Source organism: Pseudosporangium ferrugineum (assembly GCF_003002065.1).
GTDB classification, from domain to species: Bacteria; Actinomycetota; Actinomycetes; order Mycobacteriales; family Micromonosporaceae; genus Actinoplanes; species Actinoplanes ferrugineus_A.
Map to the genome: position 1 here is coordinate 180,228 of NZ_PVZG01000013.1, position 18,209 is coordinate 198,436.

Consider the following 18,209-nt stretch of genomic DNA (forward strand, 5'->3'; position numbering starts at 1 on the left):
ACCGTACGTCCAGGGCGCCATTACCGAGCGCAGTCACATCGCCCCGGGGGCCGCTTAATCACGTACGCGGGCGCCGAAGGGTTCAATAAAAATTCCGGGAACTTCGTCCCGTCTTTCTTCAACCTTCGGCGCCCGTCGTCCCGTACTACAGCGCGGAACACGACAGACGAACGAATTACCTGGGAGGGCTCTCGTGGTACCGGAGAAGCGGAAGTTGATCGTCGTAAGCGCCGCGATCGCTGCGGCGTTCGCGCTGCCCGGTTGCGCCCCCAAAGGCTACGACAGCACCGACTACGGTGCGCAGCCCGCGGCGAACGAGGTGGCTGCCACGGCTGGCCCCGAGGCCACGGCGACCCCGGGCGCGACGCCCGGTGCGGAGACCGACGACGGCGCCGACGAGGGTGGCGACGCCCCCGAGCTGAGCGACGACGAGGTCACCAGCGAGCTGAGCGCCGCCAAGGTGAAGCGGATGGGCGAGACCGTCCAGAACCAGGACGGCTTCGTCCTCTACCGCTTCGACAAGGACAAGGTGAAGCCGGAGGTCGTCTCGAACTGCAAGGGCGACTGCGCCAAGGTCTGGCCGCCCGCCCTGATCAACAAGGGTGAGAAGCCGAAGCTCGAGGGCGTGGACTCCGACCTGGTCGGCACCGTCGAGCGCGAGGACGGCACGCTGCAGCTGACCCTCGACAAGTGGCCGCTCTACACCTACATCGGTGACAAGAAGCCGGGCCAGTGGAAGGGCCAGAACGTGGCCGGCACCTGGTTCGTGGTCACGCCCGAGGGCAAGAAGAACCTCACCTGCCTCCCGGCCGTCTCGAAGGCCGTCGCGCCCCCCGCGGACGACAAGGAGAAGGGCGGCGACGGCGGTGGCGACGCCGAATCCGACAGCTCCGGGTCCGACTACAGCTACTGAGCGCGAATCCCCGGCGGACACGCCGAATTCCCGCCCATAAGTTCTCTTTAAGTCGACCCTAAGAACGTCATTTTCCATTGCGACACCGCAAGGCTGCTCCTAGCGTTTCCGGCGGATCAGACATTCGCCGGAATCGCTTCCCCCACCGTCGTCGGAGGTGTGAAAGATGATTGCCGCCCGCTCTTCTCGCCGGCCGCAGCGCTGGCTGGTGGGCGCACTGGCAACGACCCTGGCCTTCCTGCTGGCTCCGGCCGGTGTGGCCCGGGCGGCGGACGGGCCGGTGCCGGTTCCGCCGTACACCGGCATGACGGACAGGGGGGCCGGCCCGGTGTCGGCGGCCGACCGGGACTTCGTCATCAAGGTCCGGCTCGCCGGCCTCTGGGAGATCCCGGCCGGCAACATGGCGATGGAGAAGTCGAAGGACCCGCGGATCAAGAACATCGGCAAGACGATCTCCGGTCAGCACGTCGTGCTGGACAAGCTGGACATCGCCGTCGCCAAGAAACTGGGCATCGCCCTGCCGAACCTGCCGAACACCGATCAGCAGGTCTGGCTGAACGAGATGAAGAACGCGCCGACGCCGCAGCAGTTCGATCAGATCTACATCGACCGGCTGCGCGCGGCGCACGGCAAGATCTTCCCGGCGATCGCGACGATCCGGGCCAGCACCCGCAACGACTCGGTGCGGAAGCTGGCTCAGGACACCAACCAGTTCGTGATGACGCACATGACGCTGCTGGAGAGCAGCGGAATCCTGGACTACAGCCAGCTGCCGACGGCTCCCGCCCCGGCCGCTGCCGGCGGTCCGGTTCCGGTGGACAACGCGATGCTGGCCGCGGCCGGCAGTTCCAGCGGCGTCCCGGGCGTCAACACCTCCGTCATCCTGCTCGTTCTCGCCGGTGCCCTCGTGGCCGGCGTGGTCACCACCATGCGCATCTTCCGGACGCGATAACCGCGGACGGTTCCCGACCTGGCCAGCCGACCAGGCCGTACAGCTTCACCCCTCAGGCGGCTCCACGCCCGTCACGTGTGGACAGAGAAAGGTGTCAGCAATGCGAAGGTCGCAGTACCGGCGCGAATCCAAGTATTCCAAGTGGTTCACCGGTCGGCGCCGGATCATCGCCGCGGTAGCCACCCTGGTTGCCTTCGGCGGCATCGTCACCGTCACGCAGGTGTCCGACGCGAGCACGAAGCGATCGACGAACCGCGCTCTGGCCGCTTGTAACAACCTCCAGGCCCCGAAGAAGTCCAAGCTGTCGACCGAGACCCGGCAGGGTACGTACACGACGAACAAGGGCCGGACCACCCAGCACGCCGACGACGGTGCGGGCAACGTGCCGACGACCGAGCAGATGCGTGCCCGGTGCCGCCAGTGGGTCATGCAGAACGCCGGCAACAACCAGGGCGGCGGCGGCAAGGGTGGCAACAACGGCGGGAACAACGGCGGGAACAACGGCGGTGGCGCGAGCCCGGCGCCGTCGAACAGCACCGCCGCGGGCGAGGGCCAGAACGGTGGCGGCCAGAACGGCGGGGGTCAGAACGGTGGCGGCCAGAACGGCGGCGGGAACAACAACGGCGGCGGGAACAACAACGGCGGCAACAACGGTGGCGCCACCCCGCCCCCCGGCGCGGGCCTGGGCATCCTGACGAACAGCTGCGACACCAGCCAGCTGACGCCGCACGACGGCTTCCAGAACGGCAACCGCTGCGTCTCCACCGAGTTCGGTGAGGTCGGCGCGCAGGAGAACAACCCGTCGCTGCTGATCACCGAGGCGCCCGAGCAGGTGCAGGCGGGCCAGGCCTTCACGCTGAAGGTCAGCACCCGCAACCTGATCCGGGACCGGTTCCTCGCGGCCGGCCAGGGCGGCTACTACGTCGAGTCGTCGGTGCTGCAGGGCGGCATCGTCCGCGGTCACTTCCACACCGCCTGCCGGATGCTGAACAGCACCAACGAGGCCCCGGACCCGGCGCCGGTGCCGGCGTTCTTCGTGGCGACCGAGGACAAGCAGGGTGGCCGCGCCCCCGACACCGTGACGATCCAGGTTCCCGGGCTGCCGGACGAGGGCACCGCTCAGTGCGCCTCGTGGGCCGGTGACGGCTCGCACCGCATCCCGATGATGCAGCGCGCCAACCAGACCCCGGCCTTCGACGCGGTCCGCATCGAGGTCGGCGGCGGCGGTGGCAACAACGGTGGCGACCAGAACCAGGGCGGCGACCAGAACCAGGGTGGCCAGCAGGGCGGTCAGCAGCAGGGTGGCCAGCAGCAGGGCGGCCAGCAGCAGCAGGGCGGCCGCAACGGCAACAACAACTAGGTACGGAGCCCTGCCGCAACCCGGGAACCGACCCCGCGGGGCCGCGCCACTCTGACATGGCGCGCCCCGCCGGGACCCCCCATCGGAACCCGGACGCCGTCCACCCCCCTGAGGACGGCACCCGCGGCAGGCGGCTCGAGCAAGGAATCGGCTGACGAAAGGAGGCGGACCCCACTCGAGCCGGGTTACCAGCTCCGCCACCGGGTGACGCGGACCGACTCGGGTGTCCGCCCACCCTCCCCGATGGCCCTGACCGGGAGCGCGGTCAGGGCCATCGGCATGCCCAGGCCCGGCCCGCCCGGAGCGTGTGCCCGGGGTCAGAACGGGAGCAGGTCGCGGAGGCCGAAGCCGTCGTCCACGGTCACGTCCGGTACGGCGTGCTCCCCGTCGTCCTCGGTGGCCGTACGCCGCGAGCGCATCACGATCGCCGCCGCCGTCTCGGCCCGCCGGGCACAGACGACGTCCCGCCGATAGCTGTCGCCCACGAACCAGCAGTCCTCGGTGGAGACGCCGAGCGCGCGGGTGGCGTACCAGATCATCTCGGGGTTGGGTTTGCGCACCCCGGCCTCGTCGCTGTAGATCTGCGCGGCGAACAGGCCGCCGACGCCCGCCCCGGCGAGGAAGTCGCGGTGGGCGGCCCCGCAGAGGGTGTTGCTCACCACGGCCATCGGCAGGCCGGCCGCCCGCGCCGCGCGCAGCGCCTCCGGGATTCCCGGGCGCAGGGCCCAGGTCGGGCGCCAGGTCCAGTCGTAGCTGAGCCGGGTGGCGTTGACGCGTACGGCCTCGCGGGCCCGGAGCGGCCAGCCGGGGGTGACGAAGCGGCGCCACACCTCCTCGTGGGTCAGCTCGTCCGGTTCGTCGAGGTCACGCCAGGCGGCGTACGCGTCGAACCCGGCCGTCAGGGCCCGGTTGATCTCGCCGGGCGAGAGGGTGCCGTCGGTCAGGTTGTAGAGCCGCAGGACGAGTTCCGGCGGCGCCGGGTCGTGGCGTGCGGCCTCGGCGAGCACGCCGCCGAAGTCGAGGAGCAGGGCCGCGGGGGAGGGCAGCATCGCTCAGCGGGTGTGCAGGGTCCAGGCGCGGACGCCGCCCACGATGCCGGCGGTGTTGGGCACCACCACCACGTCGTCGCCCATCCGGGCCAGCTGCGCCGCCGTGATCAGCCGCGAGTTGCCGCCGCCGAGGTAGAGGCGGTCCCACAGGAAGACCGGGCGCAGACCGTCGACGACGTTGCGGACCCGGCGGGACCAGAGCGCGTCGCCGAGCCGGCGCCGCTCGTGCTCGCCGATGTAGGTGTCGTAGCTCATGCCCCAGCGCACCGGCGCCTGCGACATCTCGAGGTGCGGGGCCAGCGCGCCGCCGTCGAAGAGCGCGCAGCCCAGGCCGGTGCCGAGGGTGAGGACCAGCTCGCAGCCGGTGCCCGCGACCACGCCCGCGCCGTGCACCTCGGCGTCGTTGAGGACCAGCGTGGGCAGTCCGAACGCCTCGGCCAGCGCGGTGCGGGCGTCGAAGCCGTGCCACGCGTCGACCAGCTCGGGGTCGATCTTCGTGCGCGGCCCGCTGCGGGTCACGTAGTGCGGCGTCGCCACCACCACGCCGTGGCGCAGCATGCCCGGCAGGCCGACGGTGACCCGGTCGGCGGTGGGCAGCCGCTCGCCCAGGCCGAGGAGGGTCTTGACGAAAAGGTCCGGGGGCAACGGGTACGGCGTGGGCACCCGGAGCGGCTGCGCGCGCATCGTGCCGGCCTCGTCGAGAACTGACCCCTTGATGCCGCCGCCACCGCAGTCGATCGTCAACGTGAAAGCCACCCGTGCAGTGTGACAGTTCGCCGGAACTCAGAAACGGGCGAAGGACCGGATCGGCATCCGCGGCCCGAACTTGGGCGCCCTGATGCCACCGGCCGCGAGCAGTTCGCAGACCCGGCCGCGGTGGCCGGCGTACGGCGCGAGCAGCTCCAGCATCCGCGCGTCGGTGCCGCGCGGCTCGCCGGCGAGGGCCCACGCGACCGTGTTGGGGATGTGGAAGTCGCCGACGCTGACCGCGTCCGGGTCGCCGTACGTGGTGCGTACCACCTCGGCGGCGGTCCACGCGCCGATGCCCGGGATCGCGGTGAGCCGGCGCGTCGCCTCGGCGCTGTCCGCGCAGCTCTCCAGCCGGGTGGCCGCGACGGCGCAGCGCAGCAGGGCCTGGGTCCGGCGCTGCTCCACCCCGAACGGATGGAAGGTCCAGTACGGCGTCGCGGCCACCGCCGCGGGATCGGGCGGCAGCAGCAGCCCGGCCGGCCCCGGCGCCGGCTCACCGAAATGCTTCACCATGGCCCGGTACGCCCGGTGCGCCTCGATCCCGGTGACCTTCTGCTCCAGCACCGCCCGGATCAGACGGTGGAAGAGGCGGCCGGTGGCGGGGAAGCGTACCCCCGAGAAGGTCCTGGCCAGCCGGGCGATCAGCGGATGACGCGCGGCGAGCTCCGGGAAGTCGCCGAGCTCGTCGCGCAGCCCGGCGATCGCGTCGGCCCGCGCGACGATCCACTGCGCGCCGGGCCCGTGCCCGGTCGCGGCCAGTTCCGCGCCCACCCGGGTGAGGTGCAGGGACGCCGGACCGTCGGGGGTACGCGCGGAGAGCCAGAACTCACCGTCGGCGAGCCGTCCGCACGGATCGTGGCGGACGACGAGCAGGGACCGCAGCGTGGCGGAGAAGTGGTAGCCGTCCGGTGGCCTCAGCCTGCGGGTCACCGTGGTCGTCACCCGCGCCACTATACGACGGCCGGTCCGGCCGCTACATGGTCCGCAGGGCGTCGCCGAGCAGCTCACCCGCCTCGGCGAACCGGGCGGGGTCCTCGGCCGCGAAGTTGAGCCGCAGGTACGGGCCCGACGGCTCGGCCGGGAACCACTCCGCGCCCGGCGCGACGAGCAGGTGGCGGCTCTCGCACGCGCGGACGAGCCGGTCCACGTCGGTGCCGTCGGGCAGCCTCGCCCACAGGTTCAGCCCGCCCGCCGGGACGTGCGCGACGTGCACGTCCGGCGCGTGCTCCCGCACGCTGCCGAGCAGCAGGTCCCTGCGGAGCCGGAGCTGGTGCCGCAGGCCCCGCAGATGGGTGGCCCAGCCGGGTTGCGTGACGACGTCGAGCGCCGCCGCCTGCAGGACGCCGCTGACGTACATGGACTCCGCCGCGCGGTCGGCGAGGATCCGTTCCCGGGCCGGTCCGCGGGCGATCACCGCGGCGACCCGCAGGGCGGGGGAGACGCTCTTGGTGAGCGACCGGAGGTAGATGACGTGGCCGTCGTCGTCCTGGGCCGCCAGGGGGCGGGGGTCGGCGTCGATGGCGAGGTCGTGCGCCCAGTCGTCCTCGACCAGGAACGCGCCGTGCGCCCGGACGACGTCGAGGACCGCCCGTCCGGTGACGGCCGGCCACTGCGCGCCGGTGGGGTTGGCGAACGTGGGCTGGGCGTAGAAGGCGCGGGCCCCCGTCGCGGCGAACGCGCGCTCGACGTCGTGCGGGTCCGGGCCGTGCGCGCCGCTCGGGACCGGCACCAGGGTGACGCCGGCCTGGTCGGCGGCCTGGACGGCGCCCCAGTACGTCGGCGACTCGATCAGCAGCGGCCGGCCGGGTCCGACGACCGCCCGGAAGATCGAGCTGAGCCCGCTCTGGCTGCCGGCGATGACCAGCACGTCGTGGGCGGACGGCGGGGTGGCGCCGGCGGGTGCGCCGGCGGCGATCCGGCTCGCGAACCAGGCGCGCAGCTCGGGCAGCCCGGCGACGGGGGCCCGGGTCAGCGCGTCCCCCGTCCTCGACGCCCGGGTCAGGGCCGCCCGGACGAGCCGCTCCGGCAGCAGGTCGCGGCCCGGATATCCGGAGTGGAGCGCGATGGCGTCCGGCTGCGGCGCCCGCTGGGTCGACGACAGCGCGGAGAGTCTCGCCTTCGGGGCGCCGAGCGCGGCGGCCTGCCACCCGTAGTCCGCGGGCCGGGGCTGCCGCGCCGTACGGGCGAAGGTCCCGATGCCCGGCCGGGTCTCGACCAGGCCCAGCGCCTCCAGCTGCCGGATCGCCTTCTGCACGGTGACCGGGCCGGCGCCGTGCGCGAGCCCCAGGGCGCGCGTCGGCGGCAGTTGGGCGCCCGGCGGTGCGGAGGCGAGCCAGGCGCGGACCGCCTCGACGATCCGGCTTGCGCTATCGTTACCCATGACAGCACAGGATAGCGCTATCGCTCCATCCGCCGGACCGCTATCGGAGCGGGCCGGGCTTGGCTGGGGGCTGCTGGGCGTCACCGCCTTCTCCCTCACCATCCCGTTCACCCGGATCGCCGCGCACGACGGCCTGTCGCCGCTGTTCATCGGGGCGGGCCGGGCGGTCGTCGCGGCGGCGCTCGCGGCCGGGTGCCTGCTGATCAGCCGCCCGGTCGTGCCGGACCGGGGCCAGTGGGCGCGCCTCGCGGTGGTGGCCGGCGGGGTCGTCGCCGGGTTCCCGCTGCTCACCTCGTACGCCCTGACGCAGGCTCCGGCCGCCCACGGTGCCGTGGTGGTCGGGCTGCTGCCCGCGGCCACCGCCGCCATGGCCGTGCTCCGCGGCCGGGAGCGCGTACCCGCAGCGTTCTGGCTGTTCGCCGGCCTCGGCGCCGCCGCCGTCGTGGCGTTCGCCGCGCTGCGGACCGGAGGCCTCGGCGCGCCCCACCGGGCGGACCTCCTGCTCTTCGGTGCCGTGCTGGCCGCCGCCGTCGGGTACGCCGAAGGGGGCCTCCTGGCCCGGGAACTCGGCTCGTGGCAGACCGTCTCGTGGGCGCTGCTGCTGGCCGCGCCGCTCATGCTCGGGCTCACGGCCGCCGCCGTCGCCGGGGAGCGCCCGTCCGGCACGGCGGGCCAGTGGCTCGCCTTCTCCTATCTCAGCGTCGTCAGCATGTACCTGGGCTTCTTCGCCTGGTACCGCGGCCTGGCGATCGGCCCGATGACCCTGGTCAGCCAGGTGCAGCTCGTGCAGCCGGTCCTCGGCATCCTCTGGGCGACGCTGCTGCTGCGCGAACCCCTCGGCGGGGCCACGGTCGCCGGTGGCCTCGCCGTCGTCGCCCTCGCGCGCGGCGCCGTCCGGGTCCGCGGCGCTACGCGGCGATCGGCTGAGGATTGCGCAGCCAGGTGAGCGCCTCGGTGGCGTCCAGCGGCGACGAGTAGTAGTAGCCCTGGCCGAGCGGGCAGCCCAGCTGCGCCAGGATCGCGCGGTGGTTGGCGTCCTCGATGCCCTCGGCCACCACGGTCAGGTTGAGGTTCTGGGCGAGGCTGACGATGCCGCGTACCAGGGCGAACTGCTGGTCGTCGGCCACCATGTCGTCGATGAACATCTTGTCGATCTTCAGGACGTCGATCGGCCGCTGGCGCAGGTAGCCCAGCGACGAGTAGCCGGTGCCGAAGTCGTCGATCGCGATCCGGACGCCGAGGTCGCGCAGGATCTCCAGATCGGACCAGATGTGCTCGTCGTCGCCCATCAGCAGGGTCTCGGTGATCTCCAGCATGAGCGCCTGCGGCGGCACGCCCGCGAACTCCAGCGACGCGCGTACCTGCTCGACGAAGCCGGCCTCGCGGAACTGGCGGACCGACACGTTGACGCTGACGTACGGCTGGCGCGTGCGCGGCAGGATGCGCCGCCACTGCGCGACGGTGTGCAGGGCCTGGTCGAGCACCCAGCGGCCCATCGGCACGATCAGCCCGCTCTCCTCGGCGACCTCGATGAACTGGTCCGGGGCGATGACCCCGCGGGCCGGGTGGTGCCAGCGGACCAGCGCCTCGAACCCGACCGCCTCGTCGGTGACCAGGCTGACGATCGGCTGGTACTGGAGCAGGAAGTGGCCCTCGTTGACCGCGTGGTCCAGCGCCGAGCGCAGCTCGAGACGCTCGACCATCGCGCCGTGCAGGTGGCTCTGGTAGCGCCGCCACTGGTTCTTGCCGGCCCCCTTGGCGACGTAGAGCGCGAGATCCGCCTGGCGCAGCAGCTCGTCGGCGTTGTCCGCCTCGGGGGTGGTGGTGATGCCGATGCTGGCGACGGCCTGCAGCGGTTCGCCGTCGACGACGATGGGCCGGGCCAGCGCGGCGAGGATGCGGTTGGCGGTCTCCTCCACGGCCCCGGGGTCCTGGACGTTCTCGACCAGCGCCGCGAACTCGTCGCCGCCGATGCGGGCGGCGGTGTCGTCGGCGCGCAGGGCCCCGGCGATCCGCGCGGCCACGGCGATCAGCAGCTGGTCGCCGACGGCGTGGCCGAGCGTGTCGTTGACGATCTTGAAGTCGTCGAGGTCGATGAAGAGCACGCCGACCACCGAGCCGTCCCGGGCGCCGCGGGCCAGGGCGTGCCGGAGCCGGTCGGCGAAGAGCACCCGGTTGGCGAGCCCGGTCAGCGCGTCGTGGAAGGCCTGGTGGGTGAGCTCCCGCTCGAGCTGGCGGCGCTCGGTGACGTCGCGCAGGGTGACGACCAGGCCGGCCACCGTCTGGTCGGCGCGCAGGTCGCGGCAGTGCATCTCCAGCATGACCTCGGTACGCCGGCGCCCGACCGCCCGGAAGTCCAGCCCCTCCGGGGCGACCTCGCCGGCGCGGACCGCGGCGAGGACGTCGGCGAGGCGGGGGCGGTCGCCGGGGTGGATGACGTCCGGCAGGGTCGCGCCCACCGGGTCGGCGCCGAGCACCTGGACGGCGGACGGGCTCGCGTACCGGACCCGGTCCTCGTCGTCGACGATGAGGATGACGTCCGAGGTGTTGAGCACCAGCGTCCGGAAGTACGCCTCGCTGTTGCGCCGGATGACCTCCTCGCTCAGCGCGATCCGCTCGAGCGCCAGCGCGACCTGGCCGGCCAGCACCTCCAGGGCCCGCTGCAGGCCGAGCAGCGCCCAGGTGGGGCCGCCGACGTGCAGGACGCCGACGAGCGGGTCGCCGGTCGGGCGGTCGGCCAGCACCATCGGGCAGCGCAGCACGGTGTTGAACTGGCTCAGGCGTACGGAGACCGCCCAGTCCAGGTCGCGGGTCGCCACCAGCCGGGCGGCGGTCCCCGCGGCGCGGTCCTGGGCCGACTGGGCCGCGGCCTCGGCCGGGATCGGGTGCTCCGGTTCGGTGTACGCCATCGCCAGTACCACCCGGTGTGGCACGTCCGCGGGCAGCAGTTGCGCCACCGCCGCGCGGACGGCGCCGGCGACCTCGTCCGCGTCGGCCGCGGAGACCAGGGCGGCGGACGCCTCCCGCAGCCCCCGCTCGCGGGCCATGGCCTGGCGGTGACTCGCCATCACGCCCGCCGTCCGGGCCAGGATCAGCAGGAACGTGCAGGCGCTCAGGGCGGCGATCACCTCCAGGTCCGGCACCCGCCCGTCCACGCCGACCTGGAACAGCAGCACGGCCGGGGCCACCAGCGACGCCACGGCCAGCAGGACCAGCCGCAGCCGGCCGAGGTCCGCGGCGGGCCGGGCGGCGGTGCCGGTCAGCTCGGGCATCGAGGGGTGCAGGGCGGCCAGCCCGATGCCGGCGTACAGCGGGATGCGGCCGAAGACGGCCAGGTTGGTCAGGTCGTCGTGGTGCGCGGCCACGTTGATGGCGACGTCGGCCACCAGCATGGCGAGCACGCCCGCGGCGAGCAGCCCGGCCGCGGTGAGCCGGCGGCCGGCGGAGGTGAGCAGGCGGGTGAGCACCCCGAGGCAGAGCAGGCCGCCGACCGGGAAGGCCACGGCGATCGCGCGGTCGCCGGCGGAGAGGGCGGCGTCGCGCACGTGCGGCCCGATCACCAGCGTCCAGGCGAGCAGCGCCACGCCGCAGGTGAGGGTGAGCGCGTCGAGCAGGCCGCCGCGGTCCGGCCGGCCGCCGGTACGGCGCCGGACGAACATCAGCAGCGCCGCCGCCAGGACCGGGTAGAAGGCGAGGAGGACGGCTGTGCCCGCCGCGGGCAGCCAGGGCACCGCGCCGGTGAGGCGGGGGCCGGCCCCGTGCGCGATCGAGCCCACCACCGACAGCGCTATCGCGGCGCCGAGGAGCTGCCACGGCCCCCGGTGGGCCGGTCGGTGCCGGCTGACGCCGAGCTGGAGGGCCAGGACGGCGCAGACGCCGGCGATCAGGCGTACCGGGGCGCGCCACTCGGGCTCGGCGGCGAACAGGAGGCCGAGGGCTGCCATCGCGGCACCGAAGAGGGCGGTTGCCAGCCGTGTCGGCATGCTCCTCCCCTTCCCGGGCGCTCCGGCGACACTGGGACCCTGATCGGTTTCCAGGGGCGTCAACTGAGCAGAATCGCGGGGTGTCCACTTCTGCCGACTTCGTCCGGGCGAACACCCGGCTCGCGCCCGTACCCTTCCTGCCGGAGCTGGTGCTGCACCAGGCCGACGAGCCGATCGAGCTCTGGGAGCGCACCGAGGAGGGCGGCGCGGAGCAGCCGCCGCCGTTCTGGGCCTTCGCGTGGGCGGGCGGTCAGGCGCTGGCCCGGCACGTGCTGGACGAGCCCGAGCTGGTCGCCGGGCGCCACGTGCTGGACCTGGCCACCGGCTCCGGCCTGGTGGCGGTCGCGGCGGCCCGGGCCGGTGCCCGGCCGGTGACCGCCAACGACATCGACCCCTTCTCGCTCGCGGCGGCGGAGGCGAACGCTGCGGCCAATCGCGTACGCCTGGAGCTGCTGGAGGCCGATCTGCTGGCCGACGGTTACGACGACGCCGCGGTGGTACTCGCCGGGGACGTCTTCTACAGCCGCGAGATGGCGGGGCGGGTGCTGCCGTTCCTGCGCCGCGCGGCGGGGCGCGGGGCGCTGGTGCTGGTCGGGGACCCGGGGCGGGCGTATCTGCCGGTCGACGGGATGGTCCGGCGCGCGACCTACGACGTCCCGGTGATCGAGGCCCTGGAGAGCGTGCCGGTGCGGCGGACCAGCGTGTGGCAGGTGCAGACGGGTCGCTGATCGCAGATTGTTGAACAACCCTTGTGCGATCGTTCAACAATCCCTACCGTCAACGGTGCCTCCCATCGAACCGAACCGATCCAGGAGTGCTCATGCCGACGGACACGACCGCCCGTTCCCGCACCCGCCGGACCGCCCTCATCGGGGCGATCTTCCTCATGGCCACCAGCGCCATCGGCCCCGGCTTCATCACCCAGACCACCACCTTCACGGCGAAGCTGGGCGCCGCGTTCGCCTTCGGCATCCTGGTGTCGATCCTGGTGGACTTCGTCGTCCAGATGAACATCTGGCGCATCATCTCGGTCAGCGGCAAGCGGGCCCACGAGATCGCCAACGCGGTCGTCCCGGGCGCCGGCCACCTGCTCGCGGCCCTCGTCATCCTCGGCGGCCTGGTCTTCAACATCGGCAACGTGGCCGGTTCCGGGCTGGGCCTCAACGCCGCGCTGGGCCTCGACCCGAAGCTCGGCGGCCTGCTCAGCGCCCTGCTCGCGGTGATCATCTTCGCCGTCAAGCGGGCCGGCCTGGCGATGGACCGGCTGATCATCGTGCTCGGCGTGGTGATGATCCTGCTGACCCTGTACGTCAGCATCGTCTCCGGGCCGCCGGTCGGCGAGGCCCTGCGGCAGACCGTCCTGCCGGACGACATCGACTTCGCGGCCATCACCACGATCATCGGCGGTACGGTCGGCGGCTACATCACCTACTCCGGCGCGCACCGGCTGCTCGACAGCGGCACCACCGGGCCCGAGCACGTCAGGGAGGTCACCCGCGGCGCCCTCACCGGCATCGCCGTCACCGGCCTGATGCGCTTCCTGCTCTTCCTGGCCATCCTCGGCGTCGTGGCCGGCGGCGTCGTCCTCGACACCAGCGGCAACGCGACCGCGCAGGCGTTCGAGTCGGCGGCCGGCGAGTTCGGCCGGCGGGCGTTCGGGGTGGTGCTCTGGGCCGCGGCCATCACCTCGGTGGTCGGCGCGGCGTTCACCTCCGTGTCCTTCTTCAACGCCTACTCGCCCGCGCTCGCCTCGGGCCGCCCTCGCTCGTGGGCGACGGTGGCGTTCATCGCCGTCAGCACCGCGATCTACCTGCTGATCGGCACGGCGCCGTCGGCCCTGCTGGTCTTCGCCGGCGGCTTCAACGGGCTGATCCTGCCCATCGGGTTCACCATCCTGCTGTACGCGGCGTGGCGCCGGCGGGAACTGCTGCGGGGCTACGCCTACCCGGGCTGGCTCCTCGCCCTCGGCGCCGTCGTCGCCGCCCTGACCTGGTACATGGGCGTGACCTCGGCCCGCACGATCTTCGACTATCTGGCCGGCTGACCGGCGAGGGGGAGTCATGGACCTCAACAGCGACCTCGGCGAGGGCTTCGGCACCTGGCGGCTCGGCGACGACGCGGCGATGCTCGACATCGTCAGCAGCGCCAACATCGCGTGCGGATTCCACGCCGGCGACCCGCGTACGCTGCTCGAAACGTGCGAGCGGGCGGTGGCCCGGGGCGTCGTGATCGGCGCCCAGGTGGGCTACCGGGACCTGGCCGGCTTCGGCCGCCGGTTCATCGACTACGAGCCCGAGGAGCTCGTGGCCGATCTGATCTACCAGATCGGCGCGCTCGACGGGCTGGCCCGCGCGGCCGGCGACCGGGTGCTCTACGTCAAGCCGCACGGCGCGCTCTACAACACGATCGTGCACCACGAGCAGCAGGCCGCCGCGGTTGTCGACGCGGTCCGGCGGTACGACCCCGACCTGCCCGTGCTGGGGCTGCCCGGGTCGGCGTTCCTGCTGCTCGCCGAGGACGCGGGGCTGCGTACCGTCCGGGAGGCGTTCGCGGACCGGGGGTACAACCCGGACGGCACGCTGGTCTCGCGGCGGTCGCCGGGCGCGCTGCTCGACGATCCGGCGCAGGTCGCGGAGCGGATGGTCCGGCTGGTCACCGACCGGACCCTGGTCGCGGCCGACGGGTCCACGATCAAGATCGAGGCCGATTCGATCTGCGTGCACGGCGACTCGCCGGGCGCGGTCGGGATGGCCCGGGCCGTGCACGACGGGCTCGTGGCCGCCGGCGTACGGATCAACGCCTTCGCCGGGAGCGGCCTGTGACCGCCGCGGGCGACCTGCGCGCCGAGTTCCGCCGTGGCCTGGTCCGGCCCACCGCCGGGCTCGTCCCCGGCGTCGCGCAGGCCAACCTCATCGCCGTGCCCCGCGACTGGGCGTGGGACATGCTGCTCTACGCCCAGCGCAACCCGAAGCCCTGCCCGGTGCTCGACGTGAGCGACCCCGGCTCGCCGGCCACGGTCCTCGCCCCCGGCGCCGACCTGCGCACCGACCTGCCGCTCTACCGCATCTGGCGGGACGGCGAACTCGCCGGGGAGGTGCCGGACGCCACCGTCGCGTGGCGCGACGACCTCGTCGCGTTCCTCATCGGGTGCAGCTTCAGCTTCGAGGCGTCCCTGATCGACGCGGGCATCGACGTGCGGCACATCTCGGCCGGCAGCAACGTGCCCATGTACCGCACCGGGCGGCAGTGCCGTCCGGCCGGGCGGTTGCGCGGCGAACTCGTCGTCTCGATGCGCCCGGTCCCGGCGGACCGGGTCGCCGACGCGGTCACGATCAGCGGCCGGTTCCCGGCGGTGCACGGCGCGCCCGTGCACGTCGGCGACCCGGCCGGGCTGGGCATCGGCGACCTCGGCGCGCCGGACTTCGGCGACCCGGTCGAGCTCCGCGACGGCGAGCTCCCGGTCTTCTGGGCCTGCGGCGTGACCCCGCAGGCGGCCGTGATGGCGTCGAAGGTCCCGTACGCGATCACCCACGCACCCGGCCACATGTTCGTGACCGACGTGCCCGACACGGAATACGAGGCATGACGAGATTCCTGCGCTGCGGCCGGGAGGCGGTGCTCGCCGAGGTGGACGACCTCGACGCGGCCCTCGCCCTGTACGCGGCCCTGCGCGACGCCCGGCTGCCCGGCGTCGTCGACCTGGTGCCCGCCGCCCGGACGGTGCTGATCCGCCTCGACCCGGCGGTCACCTCCCCGGCCGAGGTCCGTGCGGCCACGGCGGCCCTGGAACCGGGCGGTGCCGGGCGCGCGGACGCCGGCACCGTGGAGATCCCGGTGGTGTACGACGGCCCCGACCTGGCCGAGGTGGCCGGGCACCTGGGCGTCACCGAGGACGAGGTGGTGGCCCGGCACACCGCGGCCCGCTGGACCGTCGCGTTCGCCGGGTTCGCGCCGGGCTTCGGCTACCTGACCGGTGACGACCCCACCCTGGACGTGCCGCGGCGCAGCTCCCCGCGGACCCGGATCCCGGCCGGCTCGGTGGGGCTCGCGGGCCGGTTCTCCGGCGTGTACCCGAACGAGAGCCCCGGAGGCTGGCAGCTGATCGGCAGCACGACCGAGCCCATGTGGGACCTCACGCGGCCGGAGCCGGCGCTGCTCGTCCCGGGCGTACGCGTGATCTTCAAGGCGGTGCGGTGATGCGGATGACGGTGCTGCGTACGGGCCCGATGACGGTTCTCAAGGACGCCGGCCGGCCGGGGCACGCGCACCAGGGCGTGGCGCCGTCGGGGGCGGTGGACCGGGCGGCGTACGCGCGAGCCAACGCCCTGGTCGGCAACTCGCCCGGCGCGGCCGTCCTCGAATGCACCCTGGGCGGCCTGCGGGTCTCCTTCGACGGACCGGCGGTGCTGGCCCTGACCGGCACCGACGCGGTGCTGACGGTGGACGGCACCGCGACCGGCGTCGAGGAGGTGGTACGGGTGCCGGCGGGAGCCACCGTGGCGGTCACCATGCCGCGCCGCGGCCTGCGCAGCTACCTGGCCGTCCGCGGCGGGATCGACGTCGCGCCGGTGCTGGGTTCGCGCTCCACCGACGCGCTCGCGGGGGTCGGCCCGGCCCGCCCGGCCGCGGGCGACGCCCTGCCGATCGGCCCGGTCGCCGGCTTCCCGGAGGTGGAGGCCATGGTCGCCCCGGGAGGCGAGGGGCCGCTGGAGGCCGATCTCGGGCCGCGCGACGACTGGTTCACCGCGGAGGCGATCGAGACGCTGTTCGGGGCCGCGTACACCGTGTCGCCGGCGAGCAACTCGGTGGGGCTGCGCCTCGACGGCCCGGCGCTGGCCCGGGCCCGCACGGCGGAGCTGCCCAGCGAGGGCGTGGTCCGCGGCGCGGTGCAGGTGCCGCCGGACGGCCGGCCGATCATCTTCCAGGCCGACCATCCGGTGACCGGCGGCTACCCGGTGATCGCGGTGCTGACCCCGGCGGCGGCGGACCGCGCGGCCCAGCTCCGCCCGGGCGCGACGGTCCGCTTCGCCCGCGCCCCCGAATGACCCGCCCGGGGCGGGCTGGTTGACTGGGACGGTGACGACCGTGGAGAAGCCGGGGTCCGCCGCGCGGGCGGTGGAGCAGTTGCGCAACTCGATGATCAACGGCGAGCTGGCGCCGGGCACCCGCCTCGCCGAGGGCTCGCTGACCGGCCCGCTCGGCGTCTCCCGCAACACCCTCCGTGAGGCCTTCTCCACGCTCATCGAGGAGGGGCTGCTGGTGCGCCGGCCGCACCGCGGCGTCTTCGTCGCCACGCTCAGCCCGGCGCAGATCGCCGACATCTACCGCGTACGGGTGCTGCTCGAATGTTCCGCCCTCGCGCAGGCCCCGACCGACCCGCCGCGCGCCGGCGGTCTGCGCGCCGCGGTCACCGACGCCCGCCGGGCCATCGAGGCCGCCGACTGGCGCGGGGTCGGCACGGCGAACATGCACTTCCACGAGCAGATCGTGGCGCTCGCCGGCAGCCCCCGCCTGGACACCTGGATGCGGCAGCTGACGGCCGAGCTGCGCCTGGCGTTCGGGGCGGCGCCCGACCTCGAATCCCTGCACCGGCCGTTCGTGGCGATGAACGACGACATCGCCGCCGCGTACGAGGCGGGCGAGGCGGCCCGCGCGGCCGAGATGCTCCGCGACTACCTGCTGACCTCGGAACGCGTGGTGCTGGGGAACCTGCCCTAATACGGGTTGCCGGTGCCGGGGAGTCGTCCGCGCAGCACCCCGCCCATCCGGCCCGGCAGGTCGGCGCGCCCGGACAGCGGCGGGCTGTCCGTGTGCGCCCGGTCCGCCATGCCCGCGACCAGCTCCTTCAGCGAGTGCACCGCGTCGGAGAGCGGGCGCCACCCGAGCTCCGCCGCGATCCGGTCGCAGGACATCAGCGGCGCCTTGAGGCCCAGCCTCACCCAGCCCACGTCCACCGGTTGCAGGTGCAGCCGCCAGCTCAGGCCGGCGGCGCCCCGCAGCGCGAACCCGGGTACGGGCACCTCCCGCCCGTGGAAGACGCGCGCGGCCACCGACGGGTCGAGCACCGGCCCCGCCGCCACGTTGAACGCGCCGCGTACGTCGGCCAGCAGCGCCCGCGCGAACGCGTCGGCCACGTCGTCCGCGTGCACCGCCTGCACCCGCAGCCCCGGGTGGGACGGCACGAGCGGGATGCGGCCGTACCGGAGCAGGCGGGCGGGGAGCAGCGGTCCGGCGAAGTAGCGCCCGATCTCGGTCCCGACGTCCCGCTGGAAGATCAGCCCCGGGCGCAGCCGGACGATCCGCAGCGCCGGGTGGTCCGCCTCGACCCGGTCGAGCATCGCCTCCACGATCGCCTTGTGCCGGCTGTAGGACGAACCCTTCACCCCTTTTCTCGGGTACGCCTCCGTGACGTACGCATTCTTGGGGCCGGGCGAGTACGCCCCCACGGAGGAGGCGTGGACCAGCGACGGCACGCCCGCGCGCAGCACCCCCTCGACGACGGCGCGGCTGCCGAGCACGTTGGTCCGGTGGAGCCGGCGCTGGTCGTGGCTCGGCTGGATCTGCCAGGCGAGATGCACGACCGCGTCCGCGCCGCGGAACACCTCGGCCAGCCGACCGGCGGCGTCCGCGTCCCCGATGTCGCAGGAGTGCCACTCGACCGCGTCGTACGGGGCGGCGGCGGTGCCGGGCAGCCGCCGGACCACCCCGGCCAGGTCCATCCCGGGCTCGTTGCGCAGCCGGCGCAGCAGGGCCGTGCCGGCGTTACCGGTAGCTCCGACGATCACCACTCGCATGCTTCGGGCGTACCCGGAGGGCGGGTGA

General features: G+C 73.7%; 17 protein-coding genes. 11 read left to right on the plus strand and 6 right to left on the minus strand.

What is annotated here, in order from left to right:
• Nucleotides 1-214 precede the first annotated feature (214 nt).
• From CLV70_RS25955 to CLV70_RS25965, 3 genes are all read left to right on the plus strand, one after another.
• Nucleotides 215-913 carry a COG4315 family predicted lipoprotein gene (locus CLV70_RS25955; protein WP_342750412.1) on the plus strand — a complete coding sequence of 233 codons (699 nt, stop codon included), beginning with the start codon at nt 215-217 and terminating at the stop codon, nt 911-913.
• Nucleotides 914-1,079: 166 nt separating this feature from the next.
• Nucleotides 1,080-1,865 carry a DUF4142 domain-containing protein gene (locus CLV70_RS25960; RefSeq protein ID WP_106129203.1) on the plus strand — a complete coding sequence of 262 codons (786 nt, stop codon included), beginning with the start codon at nt 1,080-1,082 and terminating at the stop codon, nt 1,863-1,865.
• A gap of 100 nt (nt 1,866-1,965) precedes the next feature.
• The gene (locus CLV70_RS25965; RefSeq protein ID WP_245908461.1) at nt 1,966-3,225 is read left to right on the plus strand and encodes a Pecanex-like protein 1; all 1,260 of its coding nucleotides are present in this window, start codon (nt 1,966-1,968) and stop codon (nt 3,223-3,225) included.
• 317 nt (nt 3,226-3,542) lie between these two features.
• On the opposite strand, the gene CLV70_RS25970 is transcribed toward CLV70_RS25965, so the two are convergent.
• Genes CLV70_RS25970 through CLV70_RS25985 form a run of 4 tightly spaced genes read right to left on the minus strand, consistent with a single transcriptional unit; the run spans nt 3,543 to nt 7,404 of the window.
• Nucleotides 3,543-4,274 (minus strand): HAD family hydrolase, encoded by a 732-nt coding sequence (locus CLV70_RS25970; RefSeq protein ID WP_106129204.1) that lies wholly within the window; start codon nt 4,272-4,274, stop codon nt 3,543-3,545.
• A gap of 3 nt (nt 4,275-4,277) precedes the next feature.
• Nucleotides 4,278-5,030 (minus strand): ROK family protein, encoded by a 753-nt coding sequence (locus tag CLV70_RS25975; protein WP_106129205.1) that lies wholly within the window; start codon nt 5,028-5,030, stop codon nt 4,278-4,280.
• A 27-nt stretch (nt 5,031-5,057) separates the two neighbouring features.
• Nucleotides 5,058-5,975: a DNA-3-methyladenine glycosylase family protein gene (locus tag CLV70_RS25980; RefSeq protein WP_425440224.1), complete on the minus strand. Its 918-nt coding sequence runs from the start codon at nt 5,973-5,975 to the stop codon at nt 5,058-5,060.
• 22 nt (nt 5,976-5,997) lie between these two features.
• Nucleotides 5,998-7,404: an aminotransferase-like domain-containing protein gene (locus CLV70_RS25985; RefSeq protein WP_106129206.1), complete on the minus strand. Its 1,407-nt coding sequence runs from the start codon at nt 7,402-7,404 to the stop codon at nt 5,998-6,000.
• On the opposite strand from CLV70_RS25985, the gene CLV70_RS25990 reads away from it, so the two are divergent.
• Nucleotides 7,403-8,350 (plus strand): DMT family transporter, encoded by a 948-nt coding sequence (locus CLV70_RS25990; protein ID WP_106129207.1) that lies wholly within the window; start codon nt 7,403-7,405, stop codon nt 8,348-8,350. The two genes, CLV70_RS25985 and CLV70_RS25990, sit on opposite strands and share 2 nt — an antisense overlap.
• Here CLV70_RS25990 and CLV70_RS25995 read toward each other — a convergent pair.
• Nucleotides 8,313-11,387, minus strand: coding sequence for an EAL domain-containing protein (locus tag CLV70_RS25995; protein ID WP_106129208.1), 3,075 nt, complete (start codon nt 11,385-11,387; stop codon nt 8,313-8,315). The two genes, CLV70_RS25990 and CLV70_RS25995, sit on opposite strands and share 38 nt — an antisense overlap.
• A gap of 80 nt (nt 11,388-11,467) precedes the next feature.
• Between CLV70_RS25995 and CLV70_RS26000 the strand changes: the two genes are divergently transcribed.
• The 7 genes from CLV70_RS26000 to CLV70_RS26030 all read left to right on the plus strand — a co-directional run bounded on the left by CLV70_RS26000 (nt 11,468) and on the right by CLV70_RS26030 (nt 17,105).
• Entirely contained in the window at nt 11,468-12,115 is a 648-nt protein-coding gene (locus CLV70_RS26000) for a class I SAM-dependent methyltransferase (protein ID WP_106129209.1), read from the plus strand.
• A gap of 92 nt (nt 12,116-12,207) precedes the next feature.
• Nucleotides 12,208-13,431, plus strand: a complete 1,224-nt coding sequence (locus CLV70_RS26005) for an NRAMP family divalent metal transporter (protein ID WP_106129287.1) — start codon at nt 12,208-12,210, stop codon at nt 13,429-13,431.
• A 16-nt stretch (nt 13,432-13,447) separates the two neighbouring features.
• Complete coding sequence (locus tag CLV70_RS26010) at nt 13,448-14,209, plus strand: LamB/YcsF family protein (protein WP_106129210.1); 762 nt, start codon at nt 13,448-13,450, stop codon at nt 14,207-14,209.
• Nucleotides 14,206-14,973 (plus strand): putative hydro-lyase, encoded by a 768-nt coding sequence (locus tag CLV70_RS26015; RefSeq protein WP_106129211.1) that lies wholly within the window; start codon nt 14,206-14,208, stop codon nt 14,971-14,973. Before CLV70_RS26010 ends, CLV70_RS26015 begins: the two co-directional genes overlap by 4 nt.
• Nucleotides 14,970-15,584, plus strand: a complete 615-nt coding sequence (locus tag CLV70_RS26020) for a 5-oxoprolinase subunit B family protein (protein ID WP_106129212.1) — start codon at nt 14,970-14,972, stop codon at nt 15,582-15,584. The genes CLV70_RS26015 and CLV70_RS26020 overlap by 4 nt, the downstream gene beginning before the upstream one ends.
• On the plus strand, nt 15,584-16,432 hold the full coding sequence (locus CLV70_RS26025; RefSeq protein WP_106129213.1) for a 5-oxoprolinase subunit C family protein: 849 nt from the start codon (nt 15,584-15,586) through the stop codon (nt 16,430-16,432). Before CLV70_RS26020 ends, CLV70_RS26025 begins: the two co-directional genes overlap by 1 nt.
• A gap of 31 nt (nt 16,433-16,463) precedes the next feature.
• Complete coding sequence (locus CLV70_RS26030; protein ID WP_106129214.1) at nt 16,464-17,105, plus strand: GntR family transcriptional regulator; 642 nt, start codon at nt 16,464-16,466, stop codon at nt 17,103-17,105.
• On the opposite strand, the gene CLV70_RS26035 is transcribed toward CLV70_RS26030, so the two are convergent.
• The gene (locus CLV70_RS26035) at nt 17,102-18,181 is read right to left on the minus strand and encodes an NAD-dependent epimerase/dehydratase family protein (RefSeq protein ID WP_106129215.1); all 1,080 of its coding nucleotides are present in this window, start codon (nt 18,179-18,181) and stop codon (nt 17,102-17,104) included. The genes CLV70_RS26030 and CLV70_RS26035 overlap by 4 nt on opposite strands.
• Nucleotides 18,182-18,209: the final 28 nt, after the last annotated feature.